The 26,598-nt window shown below is 68.8% G+C and carries 25 protein-coding genes; 2 read left to right on the top strand and 23 right to left on the bottom strand.

All coding sequences use genetic code 11. The features are described 5' to 3' along the window. Window positions 1-10 precede the first annotated feature (10 nt). Complete coding sequence (locus tag E6G06_02825) at window positions 11-505, top strand: YajQ family cyclic di-GMP-binding protein (GenBank protein TML93425.1); 495 nt, start codon at window positions 11-13, stop codon at window positions 503-505. On the opposite strand, the gene E6G06_02820 is transcribed toward E6G06_02825, so the two are convergent. The 4 genes from E6G06_02820 to E6G06_02805 all read right to left on the bottom strand — a co-directional run bounded on the left by E6G06_02820 (window position 502) and on the right by E6G06_02805 (window position 5,098). Then, the gene (locus E6G06_02820; protein ID TML93424.1) at window positions 502-1,362 is read right to left on the bottom strand and encodes a protease HtpX; all 861 of its coding nucleotides are present in this window, start codon (window positions 1,360-1,362) and stop codon (window positions 502-504) included. The genes E6G06_02825 and E6G06_02820 overlap by 4 nt on opposite strands. 65 nt (window positions 1,363-1,427) lie before the next feature. Continuing rightward, window positions 1,428-1,847: a hypothetical protein gene (locus E6G06_02815; protein ID TML93423.1), complete on the bottom strand. Its 420-nt coding sequence runs from the start codon at window positions 1,845-1,847 to the stop codon at window positions 1,428-1,430. Between the two features lie 72 nt (window positions 1,848-1,919). Continuing rightward, window positions 1,920-3,875: an acetate--CoA ligase gene (gene acs / locus E6G06_02810; protein TML93422.1), complete on the bottom strand. Its 1,956-nt coding sequence runs from the start codon at window positions 3,873-3,875 to the stop codon at window positions 1,920-1,922. Window positions 3,876-3,946: 71 nt separating this feature from the next. Next, complete coding sequence (locus E6G06_02805; GenBank protein ID TML93421.1) at window positions 3,947-5,098, bottom strand: zinc-binding dehydrogenase; 1,152 nt, start codon at window positions 5,096-5,098, stop codon at window positions 3,947-3,949. A gap of 364 nt (window positions 5,099-5,462) precedes the next feature. Between E6G06_02805 and E6G06_02800 the strand changes: the two genes are divergently transcribed. Beyond that, on the top strand, window positions 5,463-7,460 hold the full coding sequence (locus E6G06_02800) for a hypothetical protein (protein TML93420.1): 1,998 nt from the start codon (window positions 5,463-5,465) through the stop codon (window positions 7,458-7,460). Window positions 7,461-7,516: 56 nt separating this feature from the next. Here the strand turns inward: E6G06_02800 and E6G06_02795 are convergent, their stop codons facing one another. The 19 genes from E6G06_02795 to nuoH (E6G06_02705) form a co-directional block, all read right to left on the bottom strand. After that, entirely contained in the window at window positions 7,517-8,596 is a 1,080-nt protein-coding gene (locus E6G06_02795) for a hypothetical protein (protein TML93419.1), read from the bottom strand. Between the two features lie 58 nt (window positions 8,597-8,654). Continuing rightward, window positions 8,655-10,169, bottom strand: a complete 1,515-nt coding sequence (locus E6G06_02790; protein TML93418.1) for an NADH-quinone oxidoreductase subunit N — start codon at window positions 10,167-10,169, stop codon at window positions 8,655-8,657. Continuing rightward, window positions 10,166-11,725 carry an NADH-quinone oxidoreductase subunit M gene (locus E6G06_02785; GenBank protein TML93417.1) on the bottom strand — a complete coding sequence of 520 codons (1,560 nt, stop codon included), beginning with the start codon at window positions 11,723-11,725 and terminating at the stop codon, window positions 10,166-10,168. Before E6G06_02785 ends, E6G06_02790 begins: the two co-directional genes overlap by 4 nt. Before the next feature lie 7 nt (window positions 11,726-11,732). Then, the gene (gene nuoL / locus E6G06_02780) at window positions 11,733-13,730 is read right to left on the bottom strand and encodes an NADH-quinone oxidoreductase subunit L (GenBank protein ID TML93416.1); all 1,998 of its coding nucleotides are present in this window, start codon (window positions 13,728-13,730) and stop codon (window positions 11,733-11,735) included. 11 nt (window positions 13,731-13,741) lie between these two features. After that, window positions 13,742-14,041 (bottom strand): NADH-quinone oxidoreductase subunit NuoK, encoded by a 300-nt coding sequence (gene nuoK / locus E6G06_02775; GenBank protein TML93415.1) that lies wholly within the window; start codon window positions 14,039-14,041, stop codon window positions 13,742-13,744. A 10-nt stretch (window positions 14,042-14,051) separates the two neighbouring features. Continuing rightward, on the bottom strand, window positions 14,052-14,555 hold the full coding sequence (locus tag E6G06_02770) for an NADH-quinone oxidoreductase subunit J (GenBank protein TML93414.1): 504 nt from the start codon (window positions 14,553-14,555) through the stop codon (window positions 14,052-14,054). A gap of 4 nt (window positions 14,556-14,559) precedes the next feature. Further along, window positions 14,560-15,033: an NADH-quinone oxidoreductase subunit I gene (locus E6G06_02765; protein TML93413.1), complete on the bottom strand. Its 474-nt coding sequence runs from the start codon at window positions 15,031-15,033 to the stop codon at window positions 14,560-14,562. After that, complete coding sequence (gene nuoH, locus E6G06_02760) at window positions 15,034-16,056, bottom strand: NADH-quinone oxidoreductase subunit NuoH (GenBank protein ID TML93412.1); 1,023 nt, start codon at window positions 16,054-16,056, stop codon at window positions 15,034-15,036. Then, window positions 16,056-17,228: an NADH-quinone oxidoreductase subunit D gene (locus tag E6G06_02755; GenBank protein TML93411.1), complete on the bottom strand. Its 1,173-nt coding sequence runs from the start codon at window positions 17,226-17,228 to the stop codon at window positions 16,056-16,058. Before E6G06_02755 ends, nuoH (E6G06_02760) begins: the two co-directional genes overlap by 1 nt. Next, on the bottom strand, window positions 17,225-17,767 hold the full coding sequence (locus E6G06_02750) for an NADH-quinone oxidoreductase subunit C (GenBank protein TML93462.1): 543 nt from the start codon (window positions 17,765-17,767) through the stop codon (window positions 17,225-17,227). The genes E6G06_02755 and E6G06_02750 overlap by 4 nt, the downstream gene beginning before the upstream one ends. A 235-nt stretch (window positions 17,768-18,002) precedes the next feature. Continuing rightward, window positions 18,003-18,503, bottom strand: a complete 501-nt coding sequence (locus tag E6G06_02745) for an NADH-quinone oxidoreductase subunit B (GenBank protein ID TML93410.1) — start codon at window positions 18,501-18,503, stop codon at window positions 18,003-18,005. Next, a complete protein-coding gene (locus E6G06_02740) occupies window positions 18,494-18,799 on the bottom strand; it encodes an NADH-quinone oxidoreductase subunit A (GenBank protein TML93461.1) in 306 nt (101 codons plus the stop codon). Before E6G06_02740 ends, E6G06_02745 begins: the two co-directional genes overlap by 10 nt. 128 nt (window positions 18,800-18,927) lie before the next feature. Continuing rightward, window positions 18,928-20,463 (bottom strand): NADH-quinone oxidoreductase subunit N, encoded by a 1,536-nt coding sequence (locus tag E6G06_02735; GenBank protein TML93409.1) that lies wholly within the window; start codon window positions 20,461-20,463, stop codon window positions 18,928-18,930. Further along, a complete protein-coding gene (locus E6G06_02730; GenBank protein TML93408.1) occupies window positions 20,460-22,007 on the bottom strand; it encodes an NADH-quinone oxidoreductase subunit M in 1,548 nt (515 codons plus the stop codon). The genes E6G06_02735 and E6G06_02730 overlap by 4 nt, the downstream gene beginning before the upstream one ends. Then, on the bottom strand, window positions 22,004-23,887 hold the full coding sequence (nuoL, locus tag E6G06_02725; GenBank protein TML93407.1) for an NADH-quinone oxidoreductase subunit L: 1,884 nt from the start codon (window positions 23,885-23,887) through the stop codon (window positions 22,004-22,006). The genes E6G06_02730 and nuoL (E6G06_02725) overlap by 4 nt, the downstream gene beginning before the upstream one ends. Window positions 23,888-23,890: 3 nt before the next feature. Continuing rightward, on the bottom strand, window positions 23,891-24,190 hold the full coding sequence (gene nuoK / locus E6G06_02720; GenBank protein ID TML93460.1) for an NADH-quinone oxidoreductase subunit NuoK: 300 nt from the start codon (window positions 24,188-24,190) through the stop codon (window positions 23,891-23,893). Between the two features lie 16 nt (window positions 24,191-24,206). Then, a complete protein-coding gene (locus E6G06_02715; protein ID TML93406.1) occupies window positions 24,207-24,755 on the bottom strand; it encodes an NADH-quinone oxidoreductase subunit J in 549 nt (182 codons plus the stop codon). Continuing rightward, complete coding sequence (gene nuoI / locus E6G06_02710) at window positions 24,755-25,393, bottom strand: NADH-quinone oxidoreductase subunit NuoI (GenBank protein TML93405.1); 639 nt, start codon at window positions 25,391-25,393, stop codon at window positions 24,755-24,757. Before nuoI ends, E6G06_02715 begins: the two co-directional genes overlap by 1 nt. Continuing rightward, window positions 25,393-26,586: an NADH-quinone oxidoreductase subunit NuoH gene (gene nuoH / locus E6G06_02705; protein ID TML93404.1), complete on the bottom strand. Its 1,194-nt coding sequence runs from the start codon at window positions 26,584-26,586 to the stop codon at window positions 25,393-25,395. The genes nuoI and nuoH (E6G06_02705) overlap by 1 nt, the downstream gene beginning before the upstream one ends. Between the last annotated feature and the right edge of the window lie 12 nt (window positions 26,587-26,598).

Here is a 26,598-nt window from a genome sequence, read left to right as displayed (position 1 = left end):
ACGATAGCGTCTGCCCATGCCCACCTTTGACGTCGTCTCGGAGGTCGACCTGCAGGAGGTGCGCAACGCCGTCGACCAGGCGAGCCGCGAGACGGCGACCCGTTTCGACTTCAAGGACACCGGGTCTGCGGTCGAGTTGGGCGACGGCGAGCTGCACCTTCGCTCCAGCACCGACGACCGCATGAAGGCCCTCGTGCAGGTGCTCGAGGAGAAGCTCGTCAAGCGCAGCGTGTCGCTGAAGGCGCTCGAGTACGGCCCGGTCGAGCAGGGCGCGAAGGGCAGCGTGCGGCGCACCGCGAAGATCAACGCGGGCATCGCCGACGCCAAGGCACGCGAGCTCAACAAGTTCATCAAGAACCTGGGGCTCAAGGGTGTCTCGTCGCAGACCCAGGGCGACCAGCTACGCGTCTCCGGCAAGAAGAAGGACGACCTGCAGGCCGTGATCGCCAAGCTGAAGGCGGAGGACTTCGGAATCCCCCTTCAGTTCAAGAACTTCAGGGACTAGCTCGCCCACTCCCGGGTCCGCAGGCGCGCGATGCGCTCCTCGGTGGGCGGGTGGGTGGTGAAGAGCTTGGCGAAGTTCATCTTGCGGCCCGTGAGCGGGTTGATGATGTACTTCTGTGCCTGGGCCGGGTCAACCTTCATCGGGATGCGCCGGGCCGCGGCGTCGAGCTTGGCGAGCGCGCTCGCGAGCGGCTCACCGGTGCCGATGAGGCGCGCGCCCGAGCGATCGGCCTCGAATTCGCGGCTGCGTGACAAGGCCATCTGCAGGAGCATGGCCGCGATCGGGGCCAGTACCACGAGCGCCAGGAGCGCGATCGGGTTCCCGCCCTCCTCCCTGTCACGACCGCCGCCTCCGAAGATCGCCCCCCACATCGCGATGCGGGCCACGAACGTGATGCCCATCGCCACCGCGGCGGCGACGGATCCGATGAGGATGTCGCGGTTTCCGACGTGGCTGATCTCGTGGGCCAGCACGCCGCGGAGCTCCTCCCAGTCGCAGACCTGGAGGATGCCCTGGGTGACCGCGACCGCCGCGTGGTTGGGGCTGCGCCCGGTGGCGAAGGCGTTGGGCTGCAGGTCGGGGGAGACGTAGAGCTTCGGCATCGGCATCCCGGCCGCCGCGGTCAGCTCGCGGACGATGCGGTAGTACTCGGGCATCTCCTGCTCGGTGACCGGCTGGGCGCGTGCCGCCTTGATCGCGAGCTTGTCGGAGAACCAGTAGGAGGCACCCACGAACACGAGGCCGATGAGGAGGCCGATGAGCGCACCGTTGCCACCTGCGACCCCACCGCCGATCAGCACGAGGAGCCCGCCGAGCCCGGCGAGGAGGACGTAGGTCTTGATGGTGTTCTTGCTCATAACAGTGGGTCCAACGCTACCGCAGGACCCGGCGTTCCCTCTCAGAGGAGATTCACAGCAACCTCTCAGTCGTAGTAGCCGGAGTGGATGTAGATGCACGGCACGCCCTCGTCGTGGAACATCTGCCGGTTGCGGCGGTCGTCCTCGAAGGCGAGGCGCAGGTCGAACCCACCTGCGCGCAGGTCGGCCACGGTCCTCTGTTTGAACCGACGGGCGGCCGAGTAGTCCCCCATGTCGCGCATGATCAACAGGTCCCAGCGCAGCTGGTAGCGATCGAGCCAGGCTCGGGTCTGCGGCCGCACCCGTACCGGCCGGCCGGTGAGGAGCACGATGACGAGCTCGTCGTCGAGCAGCTCGATGAGGCGGGCGACCTCCTCGATGAGGGGATCGTCACCACACGCGTCGAAGAACGCATACCAGTCGTCGGCCTCGATGAAGTGCTGTCGGCTGGCCGCGTCGGACAGCACGCCGTCGATGTCGAACACGACGACCGGCCCGCCGTCGAGGGGCCCGGTCCGCCAGGCCCAGTGGGGCGGGGGCTGTGACGGCAGGGACGCTCAGTCCTCCTGCGGCGCCGTCTCTGAGCGGCGCTTGATCTCCTCGACGACGGTGGCGTCGGCGAGCGTGGTGGTGTCGCCGAGGTCGCGGCCCTCGGCCACGTCACGCAGGAGACGGCGCATGATCTTGCCGCTGCGGGTCTTCGGGAGGTCGTCGGTGAAGATGATCGTCTTGGGTCGGCCGAAGCGTCCGATCTTCGTGGCGACGTGCTCGCGCAACGCCTCGCCGTGCTCGCGGTCCGGCTCGATGTCGGCCTTGAGCGTGACGAAGGCGATGATCGCCTGGCCGGTGGTCTCGTCCTTCGCCCCCACGCACGCGGCTTCGGCGACGGTGACGTGGTCGACGAGCGCCGACTCGACCTCGGTGGTCGACACGCGGTGACCCGAGATGTTCATCACATCGTCGACCCGACCCATCAGCCAGAAGCAGCCGTCGTCGTCGACGCGCGCCCCGTCGCCCGCGAAGTAGCGCCCCTCGAACCTCGCCCAGTAGGTCTCCCGGTAGCGCTCGGGGTCGCCGTAGATGCCGCGCAGCATCGCCGGCCACGGCCGGGTGAGCGTGAGGTAGCCACCCCCCCGCTCGACCTTCTGGCCCCGGTCGTCGACGACCTCGGCCCCGATGCCGGGCAGCGGGAAGGTGGCCGACCCGGGCTTCAACGTCGTGACGCCCGGTAGCGGCGAGATCATGATCGCCCCTGTCTCCGTCTGCCACCACGTGTCGACCACGGGACAACGTCCGCCGCCGATGTGCGTGTGGTACCACATCCACGCCTCGGGGTTGATCGGCTCCCCGACCGAGCCGAGGAGTCGCAGGCTCGAGAGGTCGCGGCCGTCGGGCCACTTGACGCCCCACTTCATGAAGGTGCGGATAGCGGTAGGCGCGGTGTAGAGGATGGAGACGCGATAGCGCTCGATGATCGACCACAGCCGGTCCTTCTCCGGCGTGTCGGGGGTGCCCTCGTAGATCACCGAGGTAGCGCCGTTGGCGAGCGGCGCGTAGACGATGTAGCTGTGGCCGGTGACCCAGCCAATGTCGGCCGCGCACCAGTAGACGTCGGTGTCGGGATGGAGGTCGAACACGTACTTGTGGGTGAACGCGGTCTGAGTGAGATAGCCGCCGGTCGTGTGCATGATGCCCTTCGGCTTCGCCGTCGTGCCCGACGTGTAGAGCAGGTACAGCAGGTCCTCCGCGTCCATCTTCTCCGGCAGGCAGTCAGCGGACGCGTCGGCCATGAGGTCGTGGTACCAGCGGTCGCGTCCGTCCGCCATGGCGATGTCGGTCTCGGTGCGGCGCACCACGACGACGTGCTCGATCGAGGGCGTGCCGGCCACGGCGAGGTCGGCATTGGCCTTGAGGGGCACCGCCGCGCCGCGCCGCCAGCCGCCGTCCGCCGTGACCAGCACCTTGGCCTCTGCGTCGTTGATGCGGTCGCGCAGCGCGTCGGCCGAGAAGCCGCCGAACACCACCGAGTGCGGAGCGCCGATGCGCGCACAGGCGAGCATCGCGACCGGCAGCTCGGGGATCATCGGCAGGTAGATGTTGACCCGGTCGCCCTTCTTCACCCCGAGCGACTTGAGCACGTTGGCGAAGCGGCAGACCTCGGTCTGCAGCTCGGCGTACGTGTAGGTGCGGGTGTCACCGGGCTCGCCCTCCCAGTGGTAGGCGACCCGGTCGCCCCGACCTGCCTCGACGTGACGGTCGAGGCAGTTGTACGCGACGTTGAGTGTGCCGCCCGTGAACCACTTCGCGAAGGGCAGGTCCCACTCGCACACGGTGTCGAAGTCGTCGAACCACGTCACCAGCTCGCGCGCCTGACGGGCCCAGAAGGCCTCGGGGTCGCGCTCGGCCTCCTCGTAGAGGGAGGTGTCAGCGACGAGGGCGTGCGCGGCGAAGGCGGGGGGCGGGGGGAACGTGCGGTCCTCCGAGTAGTACGCCTCGATCGCCGGCTCGGCCATGCGCCCGCCTCCCACTCGTCGCTCCCGGTACGGACGGTGACTCTACTCAGGAGGCTGCGTCGCTTTTCGCCCTAGGGATGGAGCGTGACCTTGATCGCGCCCGTGCCCTTGCGGTCGAGCGCGGTGGTGACGGCCTCGCGCATGTCGACCAGGGGGAACCGGTGGGTCAGGACGTTCGCGAACGGCAGCGCACCCGCGGCCAACAACGCGAGCGCACGATCGATCGAGTGACGCGTCCCGTCGACGCAATGACCCCACGCGCCCACCAGCGCGGCCTCCTTGAACCACACCTGGGTGAGGTCCACCTCGCTCATGCCGGCGGCTCCGAGGAGCAGGACGGTGCCTCGGTTGTCGACGATGCGCAGCGCCTCGGTCACCGACGCGGGTGCGCCGACCGCCTCGACCACATACGGGAACCCGCCCATCAGCATGAGGCCTCCGCCCCTGCCGCTGATCTGCGCGTCGCTGATCTCGGCCAAGCGCTCGAAGTGGCTCCCGTCGGGCTGGGGACGAACGACATGGCGCGCGCCGATGGCCCGCGCCGCATCCGCCTGGTGGTCGTGACGGGCGAGCACGGTGACCTCTGAAGCGGGGAAGAGGTGCCGCAGCGTGGCGAGGACGCACAAGCCGATGATCCCGGCACCGACCACCACCACCTGATCGCCGTCGCGCGGCGGCCGGCGCAGGAGCCCGTGGACGGCGATGGAGGTGGGCTCGTGCAGGCTCGCGCCTGCGTCGGGCACACCGTCGGGAAGGGGATGCAGCATCGACGCGTGGCCCACGACCTGCTCGGCCCAGCCCCCACCGAGGTCCGAGGTGTACCCGAGGCTCAGGCCTGGCGTCAGGGTCTTGGCGCCGAGGTTCAGGCAGTTCTGCGCCCAGCCCGCGGCGCAATGGCGACACGCGGGCTCGATACCGCGCGCCACGCAACCGATCGTTGGGTCCACTGCGACCCGGGTACCCGGCGGGACCGAGCAGTCGGGCCCCGCCTCGATCACCCGTCCCGCGATCTCGTGTCCCATCACGAACGGAAACGCGGCCAGCGTCGCGAGCGTCGGCGACGGCCCCGTCCCGTGGCCGAAGAGGTGCAGGTCGCTGCCGCAGATGCCGCCGGCGGTGACCGCCACCCGCGCCCATGCGGGCCCGGGCAGGGCGGGCTCGTCGAGGTCGACGAGGGAGACGGGGAAGTCGGGATCGGCGAGGTCGAACCGGGCCGCGAGCACGGCGTGAGCCTACGACGCACCTGGATGGCAATTTCCTTACGGTGTTCTTAGGATGGAGCCTTCTTCGGCTGTTCTTCGGGTGCACCGCTTCCACGCGGATCGCGGAGGCGGCAGACGGTGTGGGGACTGGGACGACCGAGCTTGCGGCGGTGCCGGGGAGCGCCGGTCGGGCGTCCCTTCGGGAGACCCACTTCGCCGCGCCCCGTCTCGCCCACGCCGGGAATGAATGGCCCCTTCCTTACACCGTCCTTAGGATGGAGCTTCGTACGCGGCCCTCAGGACGGGGTGTTCGATCGCGGTGGCGTCGCCTTCCTCCACTTCCACGAAGATTGCACTGCGCTCACCGCCGGGTGAACCCGTTCGCGTGAGCATGCGGCCGGGGCTGCGCACGAAGCTCGTCCTCCTGGTGCTGGCGGTCGCGGCCACCTTCGAGCACGTGCGGCTCGCGCGGCTGGTGGCGCGCACCGCAACCAACGCGGACGTGACCCTGATGTGGTTCACCGCCCGGGAGTTCGGGGCGGGCCACCTCCGCGGGCCCAACGTCTACGGCCAGACCTATGGCTCCAACATTGAGGCGCTGCCCATGGAGGTGCTCCGTCGCCTGGGCATGGGTATCGGCTCCGCCACCCTGTTGGTCTGGGCCCTGCTGGCTTTAGGGGGCTGGTTCGCCCTCGCCCTGGCCGCCTGGCGGCGGGGCCGGGTGGGCCTGGCGGTGGCGGCGGTGGCCGCGCCGGCCCTGCTGTCGGCCTACTACACCTTTGTGGTCTCCACCGTCGCCACCTACCAGGGGGCGCACTTCTTGGTGGTGGCGGGGGCGGCGGTGCTCATCGCCCGCCCCGGGCGGGCCGAGGCCGGGGGGTGGGCCCTGCTCGGCCTGGGGGTGGCGCTCGACCCCAGCGGCGCCCTGGTGGCGGTGCCGGTAGGGGCCTGGAGCCTGCTCGCCCACCCCCCGAACCGGGCGAGGGCGGGGGCGCTGGCGCTGGGGGCGGTGGTGCCCCTCGCCTATCTGGGCTGGAAGTGGTCGTTCTACCGAGCCCACCCGGACTACGACGTCTTCGGCCAGGCCTCGGTGCGCCCCAGCCTCGCCACCCTGGGGGACAACCTCGGGCGCCTGGATCGCTTCTTCGCCCTGTTCGGCCTGGAGGTGGCACACCTCTGGCCCACGGCGCTGGTGCTTCTGGCGGCGCTGCTGGCCCTGGTGGCCCTGAGCGGGCGCATCACCTACATCCTCCCCGCGCTAACGCTGCCCGCGCTCCTCGTCTGGGGCATGGCCACGCCCAAGAGCCTCTTTGACTTGGGCCAGTTCCTGTCTCCGGCGCGCATCTTCGCCACCCTGCCCTACGGGCTGTGGTTCCTGGGGTTCCTGGTGGTCGAGAGCGGTGCGCTGCGGCGACTGCGCCTGCCCCGGGCGGCACCGGGCGCGGCCGTGGCGGGCCTCGTCTCCCTGGCGCTGGTGTCGGTGGGCCTGCGCCAGGGGGACTACCAGCACCGGGTGGTGCGCCTGCGCGACGACGCCACCATCTCGGCTTACGGCTTCTCCACCCGGGTCAAGACCCTGGAGCGCGAGTGCCGGCGCCTGCGCGCCGGCGCCGCACGGGTGGAGGCGTCGGTCACCGTGTTCATCACCGACAAACCCCTCGCCTACGGCTGCGGGGCGCTGGACTACAGGCACATGGACACGCTCCTGCCCGGGCTGGAGCGCCGGACATGGCGCCTGTACGAGGAACGGGGTCGGATGCGGGCAGCGGCAGTGCTCCAGGGCGTCGGCCCCCACTACTGCGACTACGCGGCGCCCCGGGTCACGAGCTGTCGCGCCCTGGGAGCCGACGCCGTGGCCCTGATCTTCCCCCGCCAGTCGCTGCTCTCGCTGCTGAGCGTGCTCAACGTGGCGGTGCGGGGCTTCGGTCCCCACTGCCACCCCGAACCCTTCGGCCTCGGCGCCTTCGTCTGTCCGAACGGGCTGGTGCCCTCGATCGCCGACCTCACCACCGGACCGCCGCCCGCGGATCAGGCCGGGGCCCGGCGCGACATCGAGCAGGCCTTCGTGCGCGCGCTCGACGTCGATGCCGCGTTCGCCACGGTCGAGGACGGTGCGAGCGTCCTGGCCAAGGAGCGCGCCAACCGCTCCGCATACGAGAAGGCACTCGGTGACGTCGACGCGCGGGTCGACGGCATCCACTTCTTGAGTGCGAAGCTCGCAGTGGCGAGTCTTCACGTCAGCGTCGGCGGCGAGAAGGTCCCGGGCCAGGCGCGCGCTTGGGCGATCCTGCGCGACGGCTCATGGCGTGTCGACCAGAACACGTTCTGCCTCATCGAGTCGATCGCAACGCTCGCGAATCACTGGTGTGCGTCGCCGTACTAGGTGGATTTGCTCGGGACGTTGGAACCGAAGGGACGCCCGCAGCGCGGACGCTCGCCTCAGCCCACCTCCCACTCGAGCACCCTGAACCCGCCCAGGCCCGACGGATCGCAGAGCGCCTGCGCCTCTGCGATCCGGCTGCGGTGCTTCAGCGCCTCGAGGTCACCGACGTGGGCACGCGCCAGCCAGGCGTCGCGCGCGGCGGCGACGAGCGATTCGAGGCCGTGGGCGCGCAGGAACTCGGCCTGGCTGCGGTCGGCGGAAGGGACGCGCACGTGGGAGAGCTGGTCGACGGCGACCTCGCACGTCAGGTCCTGCTCCCCCAGGTGCTCGAGCGGGTGGCCGCCGAGGCCGTGGGCGCGGTAGGTGCGCACCCACGTGGTCCACGGTCGCCGCGCGAGCGATGCGGTGTCGTCCGCGTAGTCCACCATCACGACCCGCCCGGCCCAAAGCGCGGCCAGCGCCTGGCGCAACCAGGCCTGGGCCTGCTGCTGGAGCGGGATGCGCGCACCGGCCTCGGCGTCGGGGACGAGGTGACGCGCCTCGGCGGCCACGTCGGCCTCGGCCGGTACCACCACCTCGTCGAGCCGCTCGCCGACGCGCACCTCGGCCCAGCCCTCGTGCGTGCGCTCGAGCAGCCGGAACGCGAGGTTGTCGAGCAGCTCGTTGGCGAGGACGACGCCGGTGAAGGGTCCGGCCGGCAGCTCGGCCAGCGCGGTGACGAGGGGCCCGAGACCGGCGATGGGCCGGCGCCCGAGGTCGGGGTCGTCGGGGCCGACGGGCCCGAGCGCGAGGCGGGCGGGCTCCAGCGAGAGCCGTTCCGCCTGGCGGCGGCGCAGGACGAGCGAGCGTTCGACCAGGACATAGCGCAGCGCGATCGCACACGACGGCCGCGCGTCGAGGACGGCGCGTGCGAGCGTCCCCGCGCCGGCGCCCGCCTCGACGACCACGAACGGGTCGGGCCGGTCGAGCTCGTCCCACCACGCGTCCAGTGCCCGGGCCAGCACGGCCCCGAAGAGCGGGCCCACCTCGGGACTGGTGATGAAGTCGCCGCCGCCGCGCCCGGCGTGCCCGCCCCGCCCGTAGAAGCCGGCCTCGTGGTGGTAGAGCGCCAGCTCGACCAGCTCGTCGAAGCGCAGAGGACCGAGGCGGCGGACCCGCTCGGCGACGAGGGCCGCTACTTCCCCGGCGATGCCACTACCTGACCAATGTTGCCGCCAGGTCCCCGAAGTGCGCGAACGCCTGCGGGTAGATCCCGACGGCGATGACCACCACTGCGGTCAGCCCGAGGGCGGCGAGCAACGGAGGCGGGACCCGCACGACGGTGGTGTCGCCGTCGGGGACGGGGTTCATCCACATCTCCTTGGCCACCGCCGCGTAATAGAAGAGCGCGATCACGGAGTTGACGGCCGCGACGATGCCGAGCGCGACCGCCGGGCCGGTCCCGGCGTCGAGCACCGCCCGGAAGATGACCAGCTTGGCGAGCCACCCGGCCAACGGCGGGACCCCGGCGAGCGAGAACAGGAAGATCGTCATGAGGACCGTGAGGCCGGGCGCGTACTGGAAGAGACCGCCGTAGGAGGCGATCTCGCCCGAACGGGTCTTGCGCGCGACCGCGATGACGACCGCGAAGGCGCCCAGGTTCATCGCCGCGTAGATGAGCAGGTACACGACCGACGCGGTGATCGCGCTCTCCGCCGCCTTCGGGTTGGCACCCGCGACGGCGAACGGGACCAGGATGTAGCCGGCCTGCGCGATCGACGAGTACGCCAGCAGGCGCACGATGTTGGTCTGGCGCAGGGCGATCAGGTTGCCGATCGTCATCGACAGCGCAGCCAGCACCCAGAACAACGGGCCCCACACGTCGTCGCGACCGAGGAAGCCGACGTAGATCAACTGGAGGAGGGCGACGAAGCCTCCGGTTTTGGACGCCACGGAGAGGAACGCGGTGACGGGCGTCGGCGCCCCTTCGTAGGTGTCGGGGGCCCAGAAGTGGAACGGCACCGCCGAGACCTTGAAGGCGAAGCCCACCACGATGAAGAAGATGCCGACCGTGATGACCGGTTGGTCGGTGATGTTGCCGCTCACCCGCTGCCCGATCTCGGTGAGCACCGTGCTGCCCGTGTAGCCGTACACGAGCGACATCCCGTAGAGCATCACCGCCGAGGCCAACACCCCCAGCAGGTAGTACTTCATCGACGCTTCGTTGCTCTTGAGGTCGCGTTTGCGCCAACCCGCCAACAGGTAGGCGGGGATCGAGAGCGTCTCCAGGGCCACGAAGATGGTGACGAGGTCGCGGGCCGACGACATCACGACCATGCCCAACAGCGAGCACAGCAGCAGGAAGTAGAACTCGCCCTGGTAGTAGTCGCCCTCCTCCACGTAGTTCGTCGCCATGAGAACAACTACGTACCCGGTGACGAGGAACAGCGCCTTGAGGACGAGGCTGAAGTCGTCGACGACGTACGCGCCTCCGACCATCGAGCGCACGCGGTCGTCGCTCAGCGCGAGCGTGACGATGGGGACGAGCGCGGCGAGCAGCCCGAGGCCCGTCAGGTTCGCCAGCAGCCACCGGTGCCGATCGTCGAGGAAGAGGTCCGCGATGAGCACGAGGGCGAGCGTCGCCGCCAGGATGATCTCGGGTGCGAGCGCGTGGTAGTCGAGGTGGGGCGCGATGAACGGCTTCTGTGCTGCGGCGGCGAAGATCGTCACGGGTGCGCCCCGGCCGCGGTGATGGTGCCCACCGGCCTCGCGGGGACATCGGCCGTGACGCGCTGCACGGCGTCGTCGGTCATGCGGAAGAGCAGGTGCGGGTAGACGCCGAGGGCGACGATGAGCAGGAGCATCGGCACCCACGCCAGGTACTCGGGCACGTGCACGTCGTGCACGTGGGCGCGCTCGAACTCGGGCTTCACGATCCCGAAGGCGACGCGTTGGAGCATCCACAGCAGGTAGCCGGCCGCGAGCACGGTGCCGACCGAGGCGACCACCATGTAGACGCGGAACAGGGGCTCGGACAGCCCGGCCGCGGGCTGGTACGCAGAGAGGATGGCCGGGAACTCACCCCAGAAGCCGGCCAGGCCGGGCAGGCCGAGCGAGGCCATCGCGCAGAAGCCGAGGATCCACCCGAGGCGCGGCGCCTGCAGCAGCAGGCCTCCGAGGCGGGAGATCTCGCGGGTCTCGTAGCGCTCACCGATCGATCCGGCGACGAAGAACAGCATGCCGGTGATGAGGCCGTGGGCCACCATGCCGAAGATCGCCGCGTTGATGCCGAAGGTGGTGAGGGTGGCGATGCCGAGCATCACGAAGCCCATGTGCGCCACCGACGAGAACGCGATGAGGCGTTTCATGTCGCGTTGGGCCAGACAGCCGAGCGCGCCGTAGATGATGCCGACGACCGCGAGCGCGCCGATCCACGGCGCCCACGACCGCGCCGCCTCGGGAAGGATCGGGATGGCGATCCGCACGAAGCCGTAGGTGCCGAGCTTCAAAAGGATCGCGGCGAGGATCACCGAGCCCACGGTGGGGGCCTCGGTGTGGGCGTCGGGCAGCCAGGTGTGGAAGGGGAACATCGGCACCTTGATGGCGAAGCCCGCGAAGAGACCCCCGAAGATGATCAGTTGCGTGCTGTGCACGATGCCGTCGCCGTGCATCTGGGCCAGCTTCACCATGTCGAAGGTGTTGCCGCCCTTGAAGTAGAGGGCCAGGAAGCTGAGGATCATCAGCGCCGAGCCGAAGAGCGTGAACAGGAAGAACTTGATCGCCGCGTACTGCCGGTTGGGGCCGCCCCACACGCCGATCATGAAGTACATCGGCAGCAGCACGAGCTCGAAGAACACGAAGAAGAGGATCAGGTCCTGGGCCACGAACGTGCCGTTCATGCCCGTCTCCAGCACGAGCACGAGGATGAGAAACGCCTTCGGGTTGTGCGGCTCGGGGAAGTGGTCCCATGAGTACACGACGCACAGCACGGTGATGAGGATCGACAGGGCGAGCAGCGGGAGCGAGATGCCGTCGAGCCCGACGTGGTAGCGGCTGTTGATGACCTCGATCCAGGTCTTGTTCACCTCGAACTGCAGTGCTCGGCTCTTCCCGTAGTCGAAGCCGACCAGCAGGTAGACGCCGACGCCTGCGGTGGCGACGGTCGTCAGCAGCGCGGTCGCTTTCAGCGCCGTCTCCTGGGCGCGCGGGATGACCATCATCGCGACGACGCCGACCATCGGCACGAACACGACGAGGCTCAGCGCCCAGCTGTCGAAGGAATTCATTCGTCTCCTACTGCGTGATGAGGACGAGGCCGACCGCGAACAGAGCGGCGGCGGCGAAGAGGGCCGCCGCGTACTGCTGCACGCGGCCGGTCTGGATGTGACGCAGGATGCTGCCGCTCTCCTCCGCGCCGGCGCCGGCGCCGTTGGCGAAGCCGTCGACGACCTTCTGGTCGATGACGTCGTAGGTGAAGTTCCCCGCGGCGCGCGCTCCGGCGCCCACTCCGTTCACCACACCATCGAGGACCCGCTGGTCGAACCAGTACGCGGCCTGCGCGATGGGCCCCTTGATCGAGCCGACGATGATGTCGGTGTACAGGTGGTCGAGGTAGTACTTGTTCACCAAGAGCGTGTAGCCGGCCCGCGCCGTCGTGCTTCGCCGGGTCAGGCCGCGCAACGGCTTCAGGGCGTCCCGGAAGTAGTAGAGCCCGGACAGCCCGATGCCGGCGAGCGCGACCGCGACCGAGATCGAGGCGTCGGACAGCGAGAAGGCGTGCTCGAGCCCGAACCGCTGGATGAGCTCTTCGGTGCCCGGCACGGTCGCCCAGTGGGCGAAGCGCAAGCGGTCGCCCACGATCCACGTGTTCGCCAGGCCGGCCACGACGGAGAGGCCGGCGAGGATCTGCAGCGGCACGACCATCGAGGGGGGCGACTCGTGAGGGTGCCCCTGGCCCCGGTACTCGCCCCAGAACACGAGGTAGCACGCGCGGGTCATGTACGCGGCGGTCATGAACGCACCGAGCAGGCCGACCGCGAGCATGATCGGGAAGCCGTTCCGATGCGCACCGAGCAGGATCTCGTCCTTGGAGAAGAAGCCGGCGAGGAACGGGACGCCGGACAGCGCGAGCGACCCGATGATGAACGTACGGAACGTCCACGGCATGAGCTTCCTGAGGCCGCCCATCTCGCTCATGTTGTTCGAGTGCACACCGTGGATGACCGAGCCTGCACAGAGGAAGAGCAGCGCCTTGAAGAAGGCGTGGGTGAAGAGGTGGAAGATGCCGGCCGACCAGGCGCCCACTCCGAGCGCCATCACCATGTAGCCCAACTGGCTGACCGTCGAGTAGGCGAGCACCTTCTTCACGTCGTCCTGCACGAACGCGAGCAGGGCGGCGATGACGATCGTGATCGCCCCGATGATCGAAACCAGGTTGACCCCGCCCGCGTCGATCGAGAAGGCGGAGAAGAACACGGGGTAGAAGCGGGCGACCAGGTACACGCCGGCCACGACCATGGTGGCTGCATGGATCAACGCCGACACGGGGGTCGGGCCGGCCATGGCGTCGGGCAGCCAGGTGTGGAGCGGGAACTGCGCGCTCTTGCCCACCACCCCCAGGAAGAGGCAGCAGCCCCCGACGAGCAACAGGCGGTGGCTGATGTCGCCGTCCAGCGCCAATTGGTTGAGATGGGCGATGTTGAAGCTGCCTTTCGCAGCGAAGAAGAGCGTGATGATGCCGATCATCAAGCCGATGTCGCCAGTGCGCGTGGTCAGGAACGCCTTCACCGCCGCGTCGGAGTTCTCCTTCTCCTCCCACCAGTGACCGATGAGCATGAACGAGCACACCCCGACCAGCTCCCACCCCACGAGGAACTGCAACGAGTTGTCCGAGACCACGAGCAGCAGCATCGAAGCGGTGAACAGCGACAGGGCGGCGAAGAAGTAGGTGTAGCGGCGGTCGCCGTGCATGTAGCCGGTGGAATACACGTGCACCATCAGCGAGATGAAGCTGACGACGAGCAGCATCATCACGGTCAGCCCGTCGACGTGCGTGCCGGCGCCGAACCTCACCCGCCCCGACTGCAGCCACGTCGACGAGTGCTCGATCGCCTCGCGCGGAGCGTCTTCGCCGATCCACTTGGCGGCCACGACGACCGAGAGCACGAACGACGCGCCGACTGCGACGATCCCGGACTCGGCGCCCTTGAACGGCAGACGCTTTCCCGCGAGCAGGATGATCGCGAAGGACACCGCAGGAAGGAGCGGGATGAGCCACACGTTGTCGAGCACGGCGCCGCTCTCTAGCCCTTCATGAGATCGACCTCGTCGAGGTCGATGCTCGTTCGGTTGCGGTAGATGAGCAGGACGATGGCGAGGCCGACGCCGACTTCGGCCGCGGCGATGGCGATGATGAAGAGGGCGAACACCTGTCCGATCACGTTGTGGCGGAACGCGCCGAAGGCCACCAGGTTGATGTTCACGGCATTGAGCATGAGCTCGATCGACATGAGCACGAGCACGGCGTTGCGGCGCGCGAGCACGCCGTAGATGCCGATGCAGAACAGCACGGCCGCGAGGAGCAGGAACTGGCTCAGGTACACGTCGCTCCCCTCAATCTCTCCGGGCGATCGCAACGGCGCCCACGAGCGCGGCGAGCAGAAGCACTGAGACCACCTCGAAGGGAACCACGTACGGGCCGAGGAACGCGTCGCCCAGGTCGGCGGCGCGTGGCAGGAGCGCAGGGTCCTTCGGGAACTGGAGCTTGGTGTCACCCCACGCCTGCACGATCACGACGCCGAGCACGCCGAGGAAGAACAGCGCGACGATCGCGCTGAGCGCCTTCTGGTCGTTGTCGAGGCCGGCGTCGCGTCCGATCGGCGCGCGCGTCAGCATGATGCCGAAGAGAAAGAGGACGACGATCGCCCCGATGTAGACGACGATCTGCACGGCGAAGACGAACTCGGCCGACAGCAGGACGTACTGACCCGCCACCCCCGCGAGCACGATCACCAGGAAGAGGGCGGCGCGCACCACGTTCTGGGTAGTGACCAGCCGCCACGCGGCGAGGATCATCACCGCCGCGAGCATGCCGAAGACGATGTTCTCGAAGACCATCCGGCTACTTCTTCTTCGCCGCGCCGGCCTCGAGCGGCAGCGGCTCGGGCACGGTCTGCATCCACTCGCCGAGACGCTCCTTGTCGTGGAGCAGGTCCGCGATCTTGGGCTCGGAATATTCGTACTCCGGCGTCCAGAACAGAGCGTCGAACGGGCACACCTCCACGCAGATGCCGCAGTACATGCAGAGCGCGTAGTCGATGTCGAAGCGGTCGAGGGCGTTGACCGTTCGGGGCTTTCCCCCCTCGCGTCGGGGGGGTCGCTTCTCCTTGTGGCCCTCGATGTAGATGCACCAGTCGGGGCACTGCCGGGCGCAGAGCATGCAGACCGTGCAGTTCTCCTCCTTCAGCGCGATCACGCCTCGGGCCCGGGACGGCGGCGCCTCCTTCACGTGCGGGTACTGCACGGTGACGTTGCCGGCGAGCATCGTCTTGAACGTGACGCCCAGGCCCTTGACCAGCCCGGGGAGCTGGGGCATCTACAGCACCACCTTCAGCACGCCGGTGACGACGATGTTCACCAGCGACAGCGGGATGAGGTACTTCCAGGCGAACGTCTGGAGCTGGTCCTCGCGGAAGCGGGGATAGGTGAAGCGGATCCAGAAGATCAGGAAGGCGACGACCATGATCTTCGCACCCAGCACCAGGGGGCCGAGCACGTCGGCGGCGGTACCGTGCACGCCCGGCACGAACCACCCGCCGAGGAACAGCGTGGCGGCGATCGCGGCCAGCGCGAAGGCGGTGCCGAACTCGGCCATGAAGAAGAAGAGGAACCGGAAGCCGCTGTACTCGGTCATGTAGCCGGCCACCAGCTCCGATTCCGCCACCGGCATGTCGAAGGGCGTCTGCGTCAGCTCGGCCTGGGCCGCGACGAGGAAGAGGAAGAAGCCCACGAACTGGGTGAGGATGAACGGGTTGCCGAACGTGCCGACCCCGAAGATCTCGCCGTGGGCCTGGGCGGCGACGATTCCCTGCATGCTCATCGTGCCGGCCTGGACGACGACCCCGATGACGGCGAGCACGAGCGGCAGCTCGTACGCGATGAGCTGGCCGGCGGCGCGTAACGCGCCGAGGAGCGAGTACTTGTTGGCCGAGGACCACCCCGCCATCAGCACGCCGATCACCGACAGCGACGACACCGCCAGCGCGAAGAAGATGCCGACGTCGAGGTCCTGGACGATGAGACGCGGCCCCGCGGGCAGGACGATGTAGAGCAGGAACGTCGACAGGATCACCACGAGCGGCGCGAGGGCGAAGATCCGCCGGTCGGCCTCGTCCGGGATGATGTCCTCCTTCTGGATGAACTTCACCCCGTCGGCGAGGAGTTGCAGCACGCCGTGAGGCCCCGCCTCCATGGGCCCGAGCCGGCTCTGCATGTGGCTCATCATCTTCAGCAGGAACGTGTAGCCGAGGACGATGGCGGCCGCGGGGATGACCGCGAGGACGACGCCGGTCTTGAGCGCGGTGGTCCACCCATAGGTGGTGACGTCGATGGCGAGCATCAACGGTCGATGTCCCCGAGGATGAAGTAGAGGCTCGCCAGGATCGTGATGATGTCGGGCACGTAGACGCCGCGCAGCAACCACGGGACGATCGACGTGTTGTTGAACGAGGCGGAGCGGATCTTGCAGCGGAACGGCCCGAGCCCACCCTGACTGACGATGTAATAGCCCATCTCACCCAACGGGTTCTCGGTGTGCACCCAGGCCTCGCCCGCCGGCACCTTGATGATGCGCGGCACCTTCGCCTGGATGGGCCCCGCCGGGAGCCCGTCGAGGAGCTGGTCGACGATCTTGGTCGCCTCCCGCACCTCCTGCAGGCGCACCCAGTAGCGGGCGAAGCAGTCGCCGTCGGGATGGGTCCAGACCTTCCAGTCGCAGTCCTTCCACGCCAGCGGCGACGGCTCGTCGCGACGTAGGTCCCAGTCGACCCCGCTGGCTCGGATGTTGGCGCCCGAGAGGCCGTAGGAGAGCCCGACGTCGGCGGGGATCACGCCGATGCCACGCGTGCGGCGGTCGAAGATCTCGTTGCCCATGAGCAGTGTCTCGAGCTCGTCGCAGTAGTCGCGCATGCGCTTCATGACCGAGCGCGTCTCGTCGACCCAGCCCCTGGGCAGGTCGTCCTTCAGCCCGCCGATGCGGTCGTAGTTGGGATGGAAGCGCCCGCCGGTCGCGCCCTCGATCAGGTTGAGGACGTGCTCGCGGTCGCGGAAGGCGTAGAACACGGGTGTGAGGGCACCGAGCTGCACGCCCATCTCGCCGATGAACAGGGTGATGTTGGCGATGCGGCTGAGCTCGAACAAGATCGTGCGGATGTGCTGGGCGCGCGGTGGCGCCTCGATCTCCATGAGCTGCTCGGCGGCGAGGATGAACGGCACCTCGTTGGCGAACGACGACAGCCAGTCGATCCGGTTGACGAGCGTGGTGATCTGTGGGTAGTTGCGGACCTCGGCCAGCTTCTCGTAGCCGCGGTGCATGTAGCCGCACACCACGTCGGCCTGGACCACCTGCTCGCCGTCGAGCCGGGCAACGATGCGCAGCGTGCCGTGGGTGGCGGGGTGCTGCGGGCCCAGGTTCAACGTCATCTGCTCGGTCTGCAGCTCGACGTGCACCCGCGCGTCAGCCGCCTGGGCGGCGACGTACGCGGCCTGCTGGCGCTCCGCGACCGTCGTCATCCGGCCGGCTCCTCCGCGCTCGCGGCCCCGCCGGGCTCCGGCACCTCCGGCATGAGCTCGACGTCGACGAGCCCGGGCCACGGCTTCACCTCGCGGGCGAGCAGCGGGTAGTCCTTCCGCAGGGGGAAGCCCTCGAACTCGCCGGGAAGGTAGAGGTGGGTGAGGTCGGGGTGACCGACGAACGTGAACCCGTACATCTCCCACGTCTCGCGCTCGTGCCAGTCGGCGCCGCGGAACACCGTGTGGATCGACTCGACCGTCGGGGCGTCGTCGTCCAGGTCGGCCTTCAGCGTGAGACCAACGTGGCGCGTCGTCGAGTAGAAGCGAGCGAACACCTGGAAGCGGGTGTCCCCGCCCGCGACGCCGCTGACCGCACCACCGTTGGCGTCGGCGGTCGCAGCCTCGGCGGCATCGTCGTCGGCCACGGGCTGCTCCTGCTCGGCTTCCGCCTCCTCCGCCGCGTCCTCGTCGGGCGCGTCGTCGGCGTCGGCGGAGATCTCGGTGGACACCGACTCCTCGGGGTTCGGCGCGGACGGCATCCAGTCGAGGCCGGAGAGGAAGCAGAAGTAGTCGAGCCCGAGGGTGTCACGGCACACCTCGGCCGTCCGCTTCCACGCGTCGGCACGCACGCGCACCCACAGGTCGCCGCGGTTGATCTCCGATCCGACGACGGCGTCGCCGAGCGCTTCCGTCAGCCCAGCCAGCAGCTCCTCGCGGACCGGGTCGCTCGCGGGCGCGGTCTCCTCGGGCGCCGCCTCCACCGGCGGCGTGCTGTCACCCGACGACAATCGGCTCACCTCGCCAGCGCTCGGCCATGTCCTCGTGCTGGATGCGCTCCTGCAGGAGGACGATGCCCTCGAGGAGGGCCTCCGGCCGCGGGGGGCAGCCTGGCACGTACACGTCGACCGGGATGATCTGGTCGACGCCCTTGGTGACCGAGTACGAGTCCCAGTAGGGGCCGCCGCAGTTGGCGCACGAGCCCATGGAGATCACGTACTTCGGGTCGGGCATCTGCTCCCAGAGGCGCCGGATCGACGGCGCCATCTTGTCGGTGACCGTGCCCGAGATCACCACGAGATCGGCCTGGCGGGGACCGGCCGGGAAGGGGATGACCCCGAGGCGCATCACGTCGTAGCGCGGAGAGCCGAACGCGGCACCCATCTCGATGGCACAGCACGCCAAGCCCCACTGGTAGACCCACAGCGAGTACTTGCGGCTCATGTTGAGGAGGTAGGTCAGGGGCTTGGGCACCTTCCCCTTCTCGACTACACCCACCGCAGCACCCGCTTGCGCCAGGCGTAGAGCAGGCCCAGCGCCAGGATGGCGATGAAGATGATCATCTCGACCAGCCCGAAGACCTGCAGGGCCTCGAGCCGGACGGCCCAGGGGAAGATGAACACCGCCTCGACGTCGAACATGACGAACAGCAGCGCGAAGACGTAGTAGCGGACCTGGCTCTGCGACCAGCCCGCCCCGACGGGGTCGACCCCGCACTCGTAGTTGAGGTACTTCTGCGCCTGGGGCCGGGTGGGACGCAGCAGGCGCCCGACCCCCAGCATGGCCCCGACCATGAGCACGGCTGCACCCGCGAAGATCGCGACGGTGAGGTACTGGCGGAGGAACTCCGACACAGGCCGAGACTAGTGATTGCGTTCACAGGGCGGCAAAACCCCTCTCCACGCTCGACTTCTCCGCGCGTTCAGAGCCGCAGCAGGGTGGCGTCGCGGGCGAACTCGATGACCACGGAGGGCAGGAAGCCCACGACGAGGGTGAACGCGAGCGTGACGGCCAGCGCCGCGCCGGCGGCCAGAGGGACGCGGATCGGGTCTGCGGGCGGGTCGTCGGCCGTGGCGGCGTCGCCGCCCATGTACATGACCACGATCACCCGCAGGTAGAAGAAGGCGGCGATGACGGCGGCCAACATGGCGATGACCGCAAGCGCGTAGGAGTGGCTGTCGACCGCGGCGCCGATCACGTAGAACTTGGCGAGGAAGCCGGACGTGAGGGGCACGCCGGCCTGCGCCAAGAGGAACACGGTGAACACGAGCGCGAGCACCGGGCGCCGGGCCGCGAGGCCGCGATAGGTGTCGAGGCTGTGCCGCTCGTCGCCCTTTCGGCCCACGAGCGTGACGATGCCGAAGCTGCCGAGCACCATGAAGGTGTAGGCCAGCAGGTAGAAGAGCGAGCCCGCCACGCCACGGTCGGTGCCGGCCTGGAGGCCGACGAGGACGTAGCCGGCGTGGCTGATCGACGAGTACGCGAGCATCCGCTTGATGTCGGTCTGCACGATGGCGAGCACCGACCCCACCAGCAGCGTCGCCACGGCCATGGCCCACACGATGGGCTGCCAGTCGAGCCGCTCGGGGCCGAAGGTGGAGAAGAAGATGCGGAGCAACGCGGCGAAGCCCGCCGCCTTGGCGCCCGCGGCCATGAAGCCGGTCACCGGCGTGGGCGCGCCCTGGTAGACGTCGGGCGTCCACATGTGGAACGGCACCGCGGCGACCTTGAACCCCAGGCCCACGAGGAGGAAGGCGAACCCGGCGAGGAGCACGCCGTTGGTGAACGGTCGCTCGCGCAACAAGTTGGAGATCTCGCCCAGGTTCGTCGATCCCGTGGCCCCGTACACCAGCGCGACGCCGTAGAGGAAGAACGCGGACGAGAACGCCCCTAGCACGAAGTACTTGATCGCCGCTTCCTGCGACTCGGCCTTGCGCCGGTAGTAGCCGGCCAGGACGTACAGCGCGATCGAGAGGATCTCGAGGCCGAGGAACACGACGATGAGGTCGTTGGCCTCGGCCATCAGGATGCCGCCCGACGCCGAGAGCAGCATGAGCACGTAGTACTCGGGGCCCTCCAGCTCTTCCCGGCGCAGGTAGCCGTCGGCCAGCAGGGCGCCGAGGACGACCGTCGCGCACACCAGCACCATGAAGAAGACGCTGAACCCGTCGACCACCACGGCGTCCGCGATCGTGGTGCGCGCCCTGTCTGCATCGACCTGGTCCCACAGGTCGAAGCTGAACCAGAGCGCGACCCCCGCGGTGACGATCGTGAACAGCGCGTACGTGCCGGCCGGGGGGCGCTTCCGGTTCAGCCCCCCGATGCCGAGCAGGAGCAGCGCGCCGCCGATAAGGACGAGCGTGGGCAGGATGCTGCGGTAGTCGACCGAGGGCAGGTTGATCGGCGCCTGGTCGATCTGGGCGACGACCGCGTGCGACCAGCCGGGAGCGACGATCATGGGCCGCCCTCGGCTCTGGTTCCCGCAGCTTCGGGCGCTCTCGGGGCCTCGCGGAACTTGGTGTTGGCCCCGCGCTCGACGTGCGCGATGAGCCGGTCGACCGAGGGCTCGATGCGATCGAGCACCGGCTTCGGGTAGACGCCGAGGAACACGATGAGCCCGATGATGGGGACCATGACTCCTCGCTCCCGCCACGTCATCTCGGGGAAGGAGGCGTTCTCACCGTCGGGCGCGCCCTGGAACACGCGCTGGTACGCCCACAGCAGGTAGACGGCCGCGAGAATGACACCGACGGCGGCCGCGACTGCATACCAGCGACGGGTGACGAACGTGCCGATGAGCACGAGGAACTCGCCGACGAAGCCGTTGAGCCCGGGCAGGCCGACCGACGAGAGCATCACCACCATGAAGACGCCCGCGAAGACGGGCGCGGGCTTGGCCAGGCCGCGCAGCTCGGCGATCTGGCGGGTGTGACGGCGCTCGTACAGCCAGCCCACGAGCAGGAACAGCGCTCCGGTGGAGATGCCGTGGTTCACCATCTGGATCACACCGCCCGTGAGACCCTGGGTCGTGAACGCGAACGTGCCGACCACGATGAACCCGAGATGGGCCACCGACGAATACGCGATCAGCCGCTTGAGGTCCTTCTGCACGGTGGCGACGAGCGCGCCGTAGAGGATGCCGATCACGCCGAGGACGAGGAACCAGGGGGCGAGGTCGACAGCCGCCTGCGGGAACAGGAACAGCCCGAAGCGCAGGAAGCCGTACGTGCCGAGCTTCAGGAGGACGCCGGCCAGGATCACCGAGCCCGCGGTGGGGGCCTCGGTGTGGGCGTCGGGGAGCCACGTGTGCAGCGGGAACACGGGCACCTTGATGGCGAAGGAGACGGCGAACGCAAGGAACAGCCACTGGGCGGTGCCCGCGGCGAGGAACTTGTCGTTGGCCAGCGTGACCAGGTCGAAGGTGAGGCGGCCGGTCGCGGCCTGGTGCAGGAACGCAAGCGTGAGGATGCCGACGAGCATCAGCGCCGAGCCGGCCATCGTGTAGATGAAGAACTTCACCGCCGCGTAGACGCGGCGCTCGTAGCCCCAACCGCCGATCAGGAAGTACATCGGAACGAGCACGACCTCCCAGAACACGAAGAACAGGAAGAGGTCGAGGGCGAGGAAGACCCCCAGGCAGCCCGCCTCCAACAGCAGGAGCCATGCCGTGTACGCCTTGACGTCGCGGTGCACGAGCGGGCCGGCCAGCGCGATGGGGAAGAGCACGCCGGTGAGGGCGACGAGGAAGAGGGAGATCCCGTCGATCCCGAGCTTCCACGAGATGCCGAACGACCGGATCCAGACGTGCTGGGAGACGAACTGGAAGCCCGCGTCGGACTTCTCGAACTCGAACACGAGGTAGATGCTGAGCGCGGCGACCGCGACCGCGGTGGCCAGGCCGATGACCCGAACCAGCTCCGGCCGCCGCCGCGGCACGACGGCGACCGCGAGCGCGCCGGCCGCGGGCAGGACGATGAGCGTCGTCAGGTAGGGGAAGCTCACGAGAGCTGCACCCTCGTCACGACCCAGCCCAGCACGAGCACCGCGCCGATCACCACGCCGAGGGCGTAGTTGCGCACGTAGCCGGTCTGGACCCGTCGCAGGCGGTCGCCCGTGGCGCGCACGAGCGTGCCGACGCCGTTGACGGCACCGTCGACGACCTTCAGGTCGATCACATACGCGCTCCAGGTGGACAGCAGGCGGCCGGGCCCGTCGATCGCGGCGGCGTACGCGGCGTCGACGTACCAGGCCCGGCGCAGCACCAGAGGCTCCATGCGATCCTCGGGAACGCGGTGGCGGAGGTAGACGCCCCCCGCGATGCCGATCCCGACCACGCCCAGCACGACGGTGCCGATGGCCAGCGCCCACAGGGTGCCCGCCGGGACGTCGAGCGCGTGCAACCGCTCGCCGAACACCGGCTCGAGCCACTTGCGGAGGAACTCGGTCGACTTCCACGGCAGGTTGAGCAGGCCGCCGAGGAACGAGAGCCCGGCGAGCACCACGAGGGGAAGCGTCATGGTCCAGGGCGACTCGTGCGGCTCCGACGCGTGCTCACGCTCACGTTCCTCGCCGTAGAACACCATGAACACCTGACGGCTCATGTAGTACGCCGTAAGCAGCGCGGTCACGACGCCGACGAGCCACAGCAGCTTGTTGGTGTCGAAGGCGTTGGCCAGGATCTCGTCCTTCGACCAGAAGCCGGCGAAGGGCGGGATGCCGGCGATCGCGAGCCAGCCCACGATGAAGGTCGCCGAGGTGATCGGAAGGTAGCGACGCAGGTTGCCCATGCGCTTCATGTCCTGCTCGTCGTGAAGACCGTGGATCACCGAGCCTGCGCCCAGGAAGAGCAGCGCCTTGAAGAAGGCGTGCGTGACCATGTGGAACACCGCAGCGACGTACGCGCCCGACCCCACAGCGAGGAACATGTAACCGAGCTGGGAGATCGTGGAGTACGCCAGCACCCGCTTGATGTCGTTCTGGGCGCAGGCGATGGTCGCCGCGAACAGCGCGGTCAGCGCGCCCACGGTGGCGATGATCGTGAGCGCGCCGGGTGCCAGCACGAGGATGGGGCTGATGCGGCACATGAGGTAGACGCCCGCGGTCACCATCGTCGCGGCGTGGATCAGCGCCGACACGGGTGTCGGGCCCTCCATCGCATCGGGCAACCACACGTAGAGGGGCAGCTGGGCGGACTTGCCCACGGCGCCGAGAAAGAGCAGCAGCGCGATTGCGGTCGCAGTCGTCTTGCTGAGCGTCGCGGCCCCGGTCAGCACCACGCCGTACTGGAGCGACCCCAGCGCCGAGAACATGAGGAACATCGCGATCATGAACCCGAAGTCGCCGACGCGGTTGGTGACGAACGCCTTCTTCCCCGCACTGGCCGCCGTGTCGCGCTCGAACCAGAACGAGATCAGGAAGTAGGAGCAGGCGCCGACGCCCTCCCATCCGAGGAAGCTGAGCAGGAAGCTGTCGGCGAGCACGAGCACGAGCATCGAGAACGCGAACAGGTTGAGGTAGACGAAGAACCTCGGATAGCTCTCGTCGCCGTGCATGTAGCCCACGGAGTAGAGGTGGATCAGCGCGCCGACGCCGGTGATGAACAGCGCCATCGTGATCGACAGCGGGTCGACCAGCAACCCCGCCTTCACCTGCAGTCGGCCGACCGGGAGCCAGGTGAAGAGCTCGTGCGTGAACGACCTGTCATTGCCCGCGCGCCCGTGCAGCGAGGCGAACATGACGATCGACACCGCGAACGCGGCCGTCGTCATCGCGGTCGCGAGCCAGCCCGCCCACGGGTCGCCGAGCCGGCGGCCGAACACGAGCAGCAGCACGAAGCCCGCGAGCGGCAGGGCCGGGATGAGCCAGGAGGCGTCGAGGACCAACCCCTATCCCTTCAACATCGAGATGTCGTCGGCGGTCGCCTCGGCCCGCCGTCTGAAGATGGACACGATGATGCCCAGCCCGACCACGACCTCGGCTGCCGCCACCACGAGCACGAAGAACACGACCACCTGTCCGCCGATGTCGTCGAGCTCGCGCGCGAAGGTGACGAAGGTGAGGTTGACGGCGTTGAGCATCAGCTCGATGCACATGAACATCACGAGCACGTTGCGCCGCACCAGCACGCCGATGGCGCCGATGGTGAAGATGATGCCGCCCACCGCGAGGTACCAGGACGCGTCGATGCTCACGGCCGCTCTCTCACTGGTCTTCCTCCGGCGGGGGTGCCGCGATGCTGGGTGGGCGCCGGGCGAGGACGACGGCGCCGACGACCGCGATGACCAACAGCCCCGAGGTCGCCTCGAACGCCAGCAGGTAGCGGCTGAAGATCGACCGGGCCAGCAGCTCCACGTTGGGGACGACCGGGTCGCGGGCGGGGCCGGCGACCGAGGCGCCGCCAGTGACCCACCCGCCGTAGCGCACGAGCAGCACCATCTCGAGCGCGGCCACGAGCGCGAGCGCGCCGGCGAGCGGACGTTGCGCCTTCAACGTCTCGACGCCCAGGTCCTCGGACCGGTCCACCCCGAGCAACATGATGACGAAGAGGAACAGCACCACGATGGCGCCCGCGTAGACGATCACCTGGACGGCGGCCAGGAAGTGCGCCTCCTGCTCCACGAACAGGACGGCCACGCCGAACAGCGTCATCACGAGCATGAGCGCCGAGTGCACGGGGTTGCGCGAAAGCACCACCCCGAGCGCACCGCCCACGGCTACGACGCTCGCCACCGCGAAGACGACGACGTCCATCAGCCGGCGTCCGTCGCTTCGGGGGTCTCCGTCGCTTGGGGGTCGCGGCCCTCGGCGGTCTGGCCCTCCTCCGGGGCGCGCACGCCGTACCCGAGCTCGCCCGACCAGGCGATGCGGCCTTCGTAGGCGGCGACGCCCGACGGTGAGGTGGCGCGCATCCAGGCCGAGGTGTGCTCGTCGTCGCCGGCACGCCAGTCCTCCCACGGGAGGTGCCGGGGGTGCCCCTCGTCGTCGACCAGCAGCTCGGTCTTGGTGTAGATGGCGTCGCGCCGGTCGGTGAAGGAGAACTCGAACAGCTTCGACTCGGTGATGGCCTCGGTGGGACACGCCTCGACGCACAGGTCGCAGTGGATGCAACGGAGGTAGTTGATCTCGTAGACGAAGCCGTAGCGCTCGCCCGGTGAGACGGGATCGTCGGGCGGGTTGTCGGCGCCGCGCACGTAGATGCAGCGCGCCGGGCACACGCCCGCGCACAACTCGCAGCCGATGCACTTCTCCATACCGTCCTCGTAGCGGCCGAGCACATGGCGGCCGTGGAAGCGTTCGGGCTTGGGCCGCTTCACGTCCGGATACGGGATCGTGACCCGCGGCCGGAACATCTGCCTCAGGGTTACGGCGAACCCCTCCAGGTAGCCCATCAGCGACTCGCCTCCAATGACTGCGCCTCGTCGTCGGCGCGCAGGCGACTCGTGCGCACCGCGAGCGCGAGCGCACCCATCACGGCGAGGCCCGCGAGCACGCCGACGCCCAGCACGAGCGACGGGTTCCAGCCCTGGTCGCGCCCGATCTGGATGGCAGCGATGAGCAGCAGCCAGAAGAGGGCGGCGGGAATGAGGCGCTTCCAGCCCAGGTCCATGAGCTGGTCGTAGCGGAAGCGGGGGACGCTCGCGCGCAGCCACACGTAGCAGAACAGGAAGACGAGCAGCTTGAGGAAGAACCACAAGATCGGCCAGAAGGTGCGCGGAAGGACCGAGTAGACGGGGCCGCTGGGGCCGCCGAAGAACAGCGTCACCGCCACCGCCGAGACGGTGATGGTGTTCATGAACTCGGCAAGGTAGAAGAGGGCGAAGCGCACGGACGAGTACTCGGTGAAGAACCCTCCGACCAGCTCCTGCTCCGCCTCCACCAGGTCGAACGGTGGCCGGTTGATCTCGGCGGTGGCAGCGATCAGGTAGATGAGGAAGGGGACGCCGCCGAGGGTGATGACGTTCCAGTTGGGGAGGATGCCTCCGGGTCCGCGGCCGGCCTGGTCGAGCACGATGGCGTGCGTCGACAGGGTGCCCGCGGCCAGGACGACCGCCACCACCGACAGGCCCATGGCCGCTTCGTAGGACACCATCTGCGCCGACGCGCGCACCGACCCCAGCAGCGGGTACTTCGAGCCCGACGACCAACCGGCGAGCATCACGCCGTAGACCGCGATGGACGACATGGCCAGCAGGAAGAGGACGCCGACGGGTGGGTCCGCGAGCTGCAGGAAGGTGTCGTGACCGGCGATGGAGAGGCTGCCACCAACGGGGATGACGGCGAAGGCGGCGAACGCGGTCACGGTCGACACGTAGGGAGCCAGCCGGAACACCGCCGCGTCCGCCTGCTCCGGCAGGAGGTCCTCCTTGAAGAAGATCTTGATGCCGTCGGCGAGCGACTGGAGCAGGCCCCACGGGCCCGCCCGGTTCGGGCCGATGCGGTTCTGCATGTCGGAGATGATCTTGCGCTCGAACCAGATCATCAGCAGCACGCTCACCAGCAGGAACACGAACGTGACGAGGACCTTCAGCACCACGATGAGGACCACCGCGAGGCCGACGCCGTTCGAGAACAGCGGGTCCATCAGCTCCTCACC

The sequence above is a fragment of the Actinomycetota bacterium genome (genome assembly GCA_005888325.1).
Classification (GTDB): Bacteria; Actinomycetota; Acidimicrobiia; order Acidimicrobiales; family AC-14; genus AC-14.
Note: the sequence above shows the minus strand (reverse complement) of the source record. Positions and strands in the feature narration are given on the sequence as shown.

Coding starts and splice junctions, on each gene's coding strand:
- E6G06_02820 (TML93424.1), bottom strand. CDS start 1,362: ATGAGCAAGAACACCATCAAGACCTACGTCCTCCTCGCCGGGCTCGGC.
- acs (TML93422.1), bottom strand. CDS start 3,875: ATGGCCGAGCCGGCGATCGAGGCGTACTACTCGGAGGACCGCACGTTC.
- E6G06_02785 (TML93417.1), bottom strand. CDS start 11,725: ATGAATTCCTTCGACAGCTGGGCGCTGAGCCTCGTCGTGTTCGTGCCG.
- E6G06_02770 (TML93414.1), bottom strand. CDS start 14,555: ATGGTCTTCGAGAACATCGTCTTCGGCATGCTCGCGGCGGTGATGATC.
- E6G06_02765 (TML93413.1), bottom strand. CDS start 15,033: ATGCCCCAGCTCCCCGGGCTGGTCAAGGGCCTGGGCGTCACGTTCAAG.
- nuoH (TML93412.1), bottom strand. CDS start 16,056: ATGCTCGCCATCGACGTCACCACCTATGGGTGGACCACCGCGCTCAAG.
- E6G06_02755 (TML93411.1), bottom strand. CDS start 17,228: ATGACGACGGTCGCGGAGCGCCAGCAGGCCGCGTACGTCGCCGCCCAG.
- E6G06_02750 (TML93462.1), bottom strand. CDS start 17,767: ATGCCGTCCGCGCCGAACCCCGAGGAGTCGGTGTCCACCGAGATCTCC.
- E6G06_02740 (TML93461.1), bottom strand. CDS start 18,799: ATGGTCGGGGCCATGCTGGGGGTCGGGCGCCTGCTGCGTCCCACCCGG.
- E6G06_02735 (TML93409.1), bottom strand. CDS start 20,463: ATGATCGTCGCTCCCGGCTGGTCGCACGCGGTCGTCGCCCAGATCGAC.
- E6G06_02715 (TML93406.1), bottom strand. CDS start 24,755: ATGGACGTCGTCGTCTTCGCGGTGGCGAGCGTCGTAGCCGTGGGCGGT.
- nuoI (TML93405.1), bottom strand. CDS start 25,393: ATGGGCTACCTGGAGGGGTTCGCCGTAACCCTGAGGCAGATGTTCCGG.
- nuoH (TML93404.1), bottom strand. CDS start 26,586: ATGGACCCGCTGTTCTCGAACGGCGTCGGCCTCGCGGTGGTCCTCATC.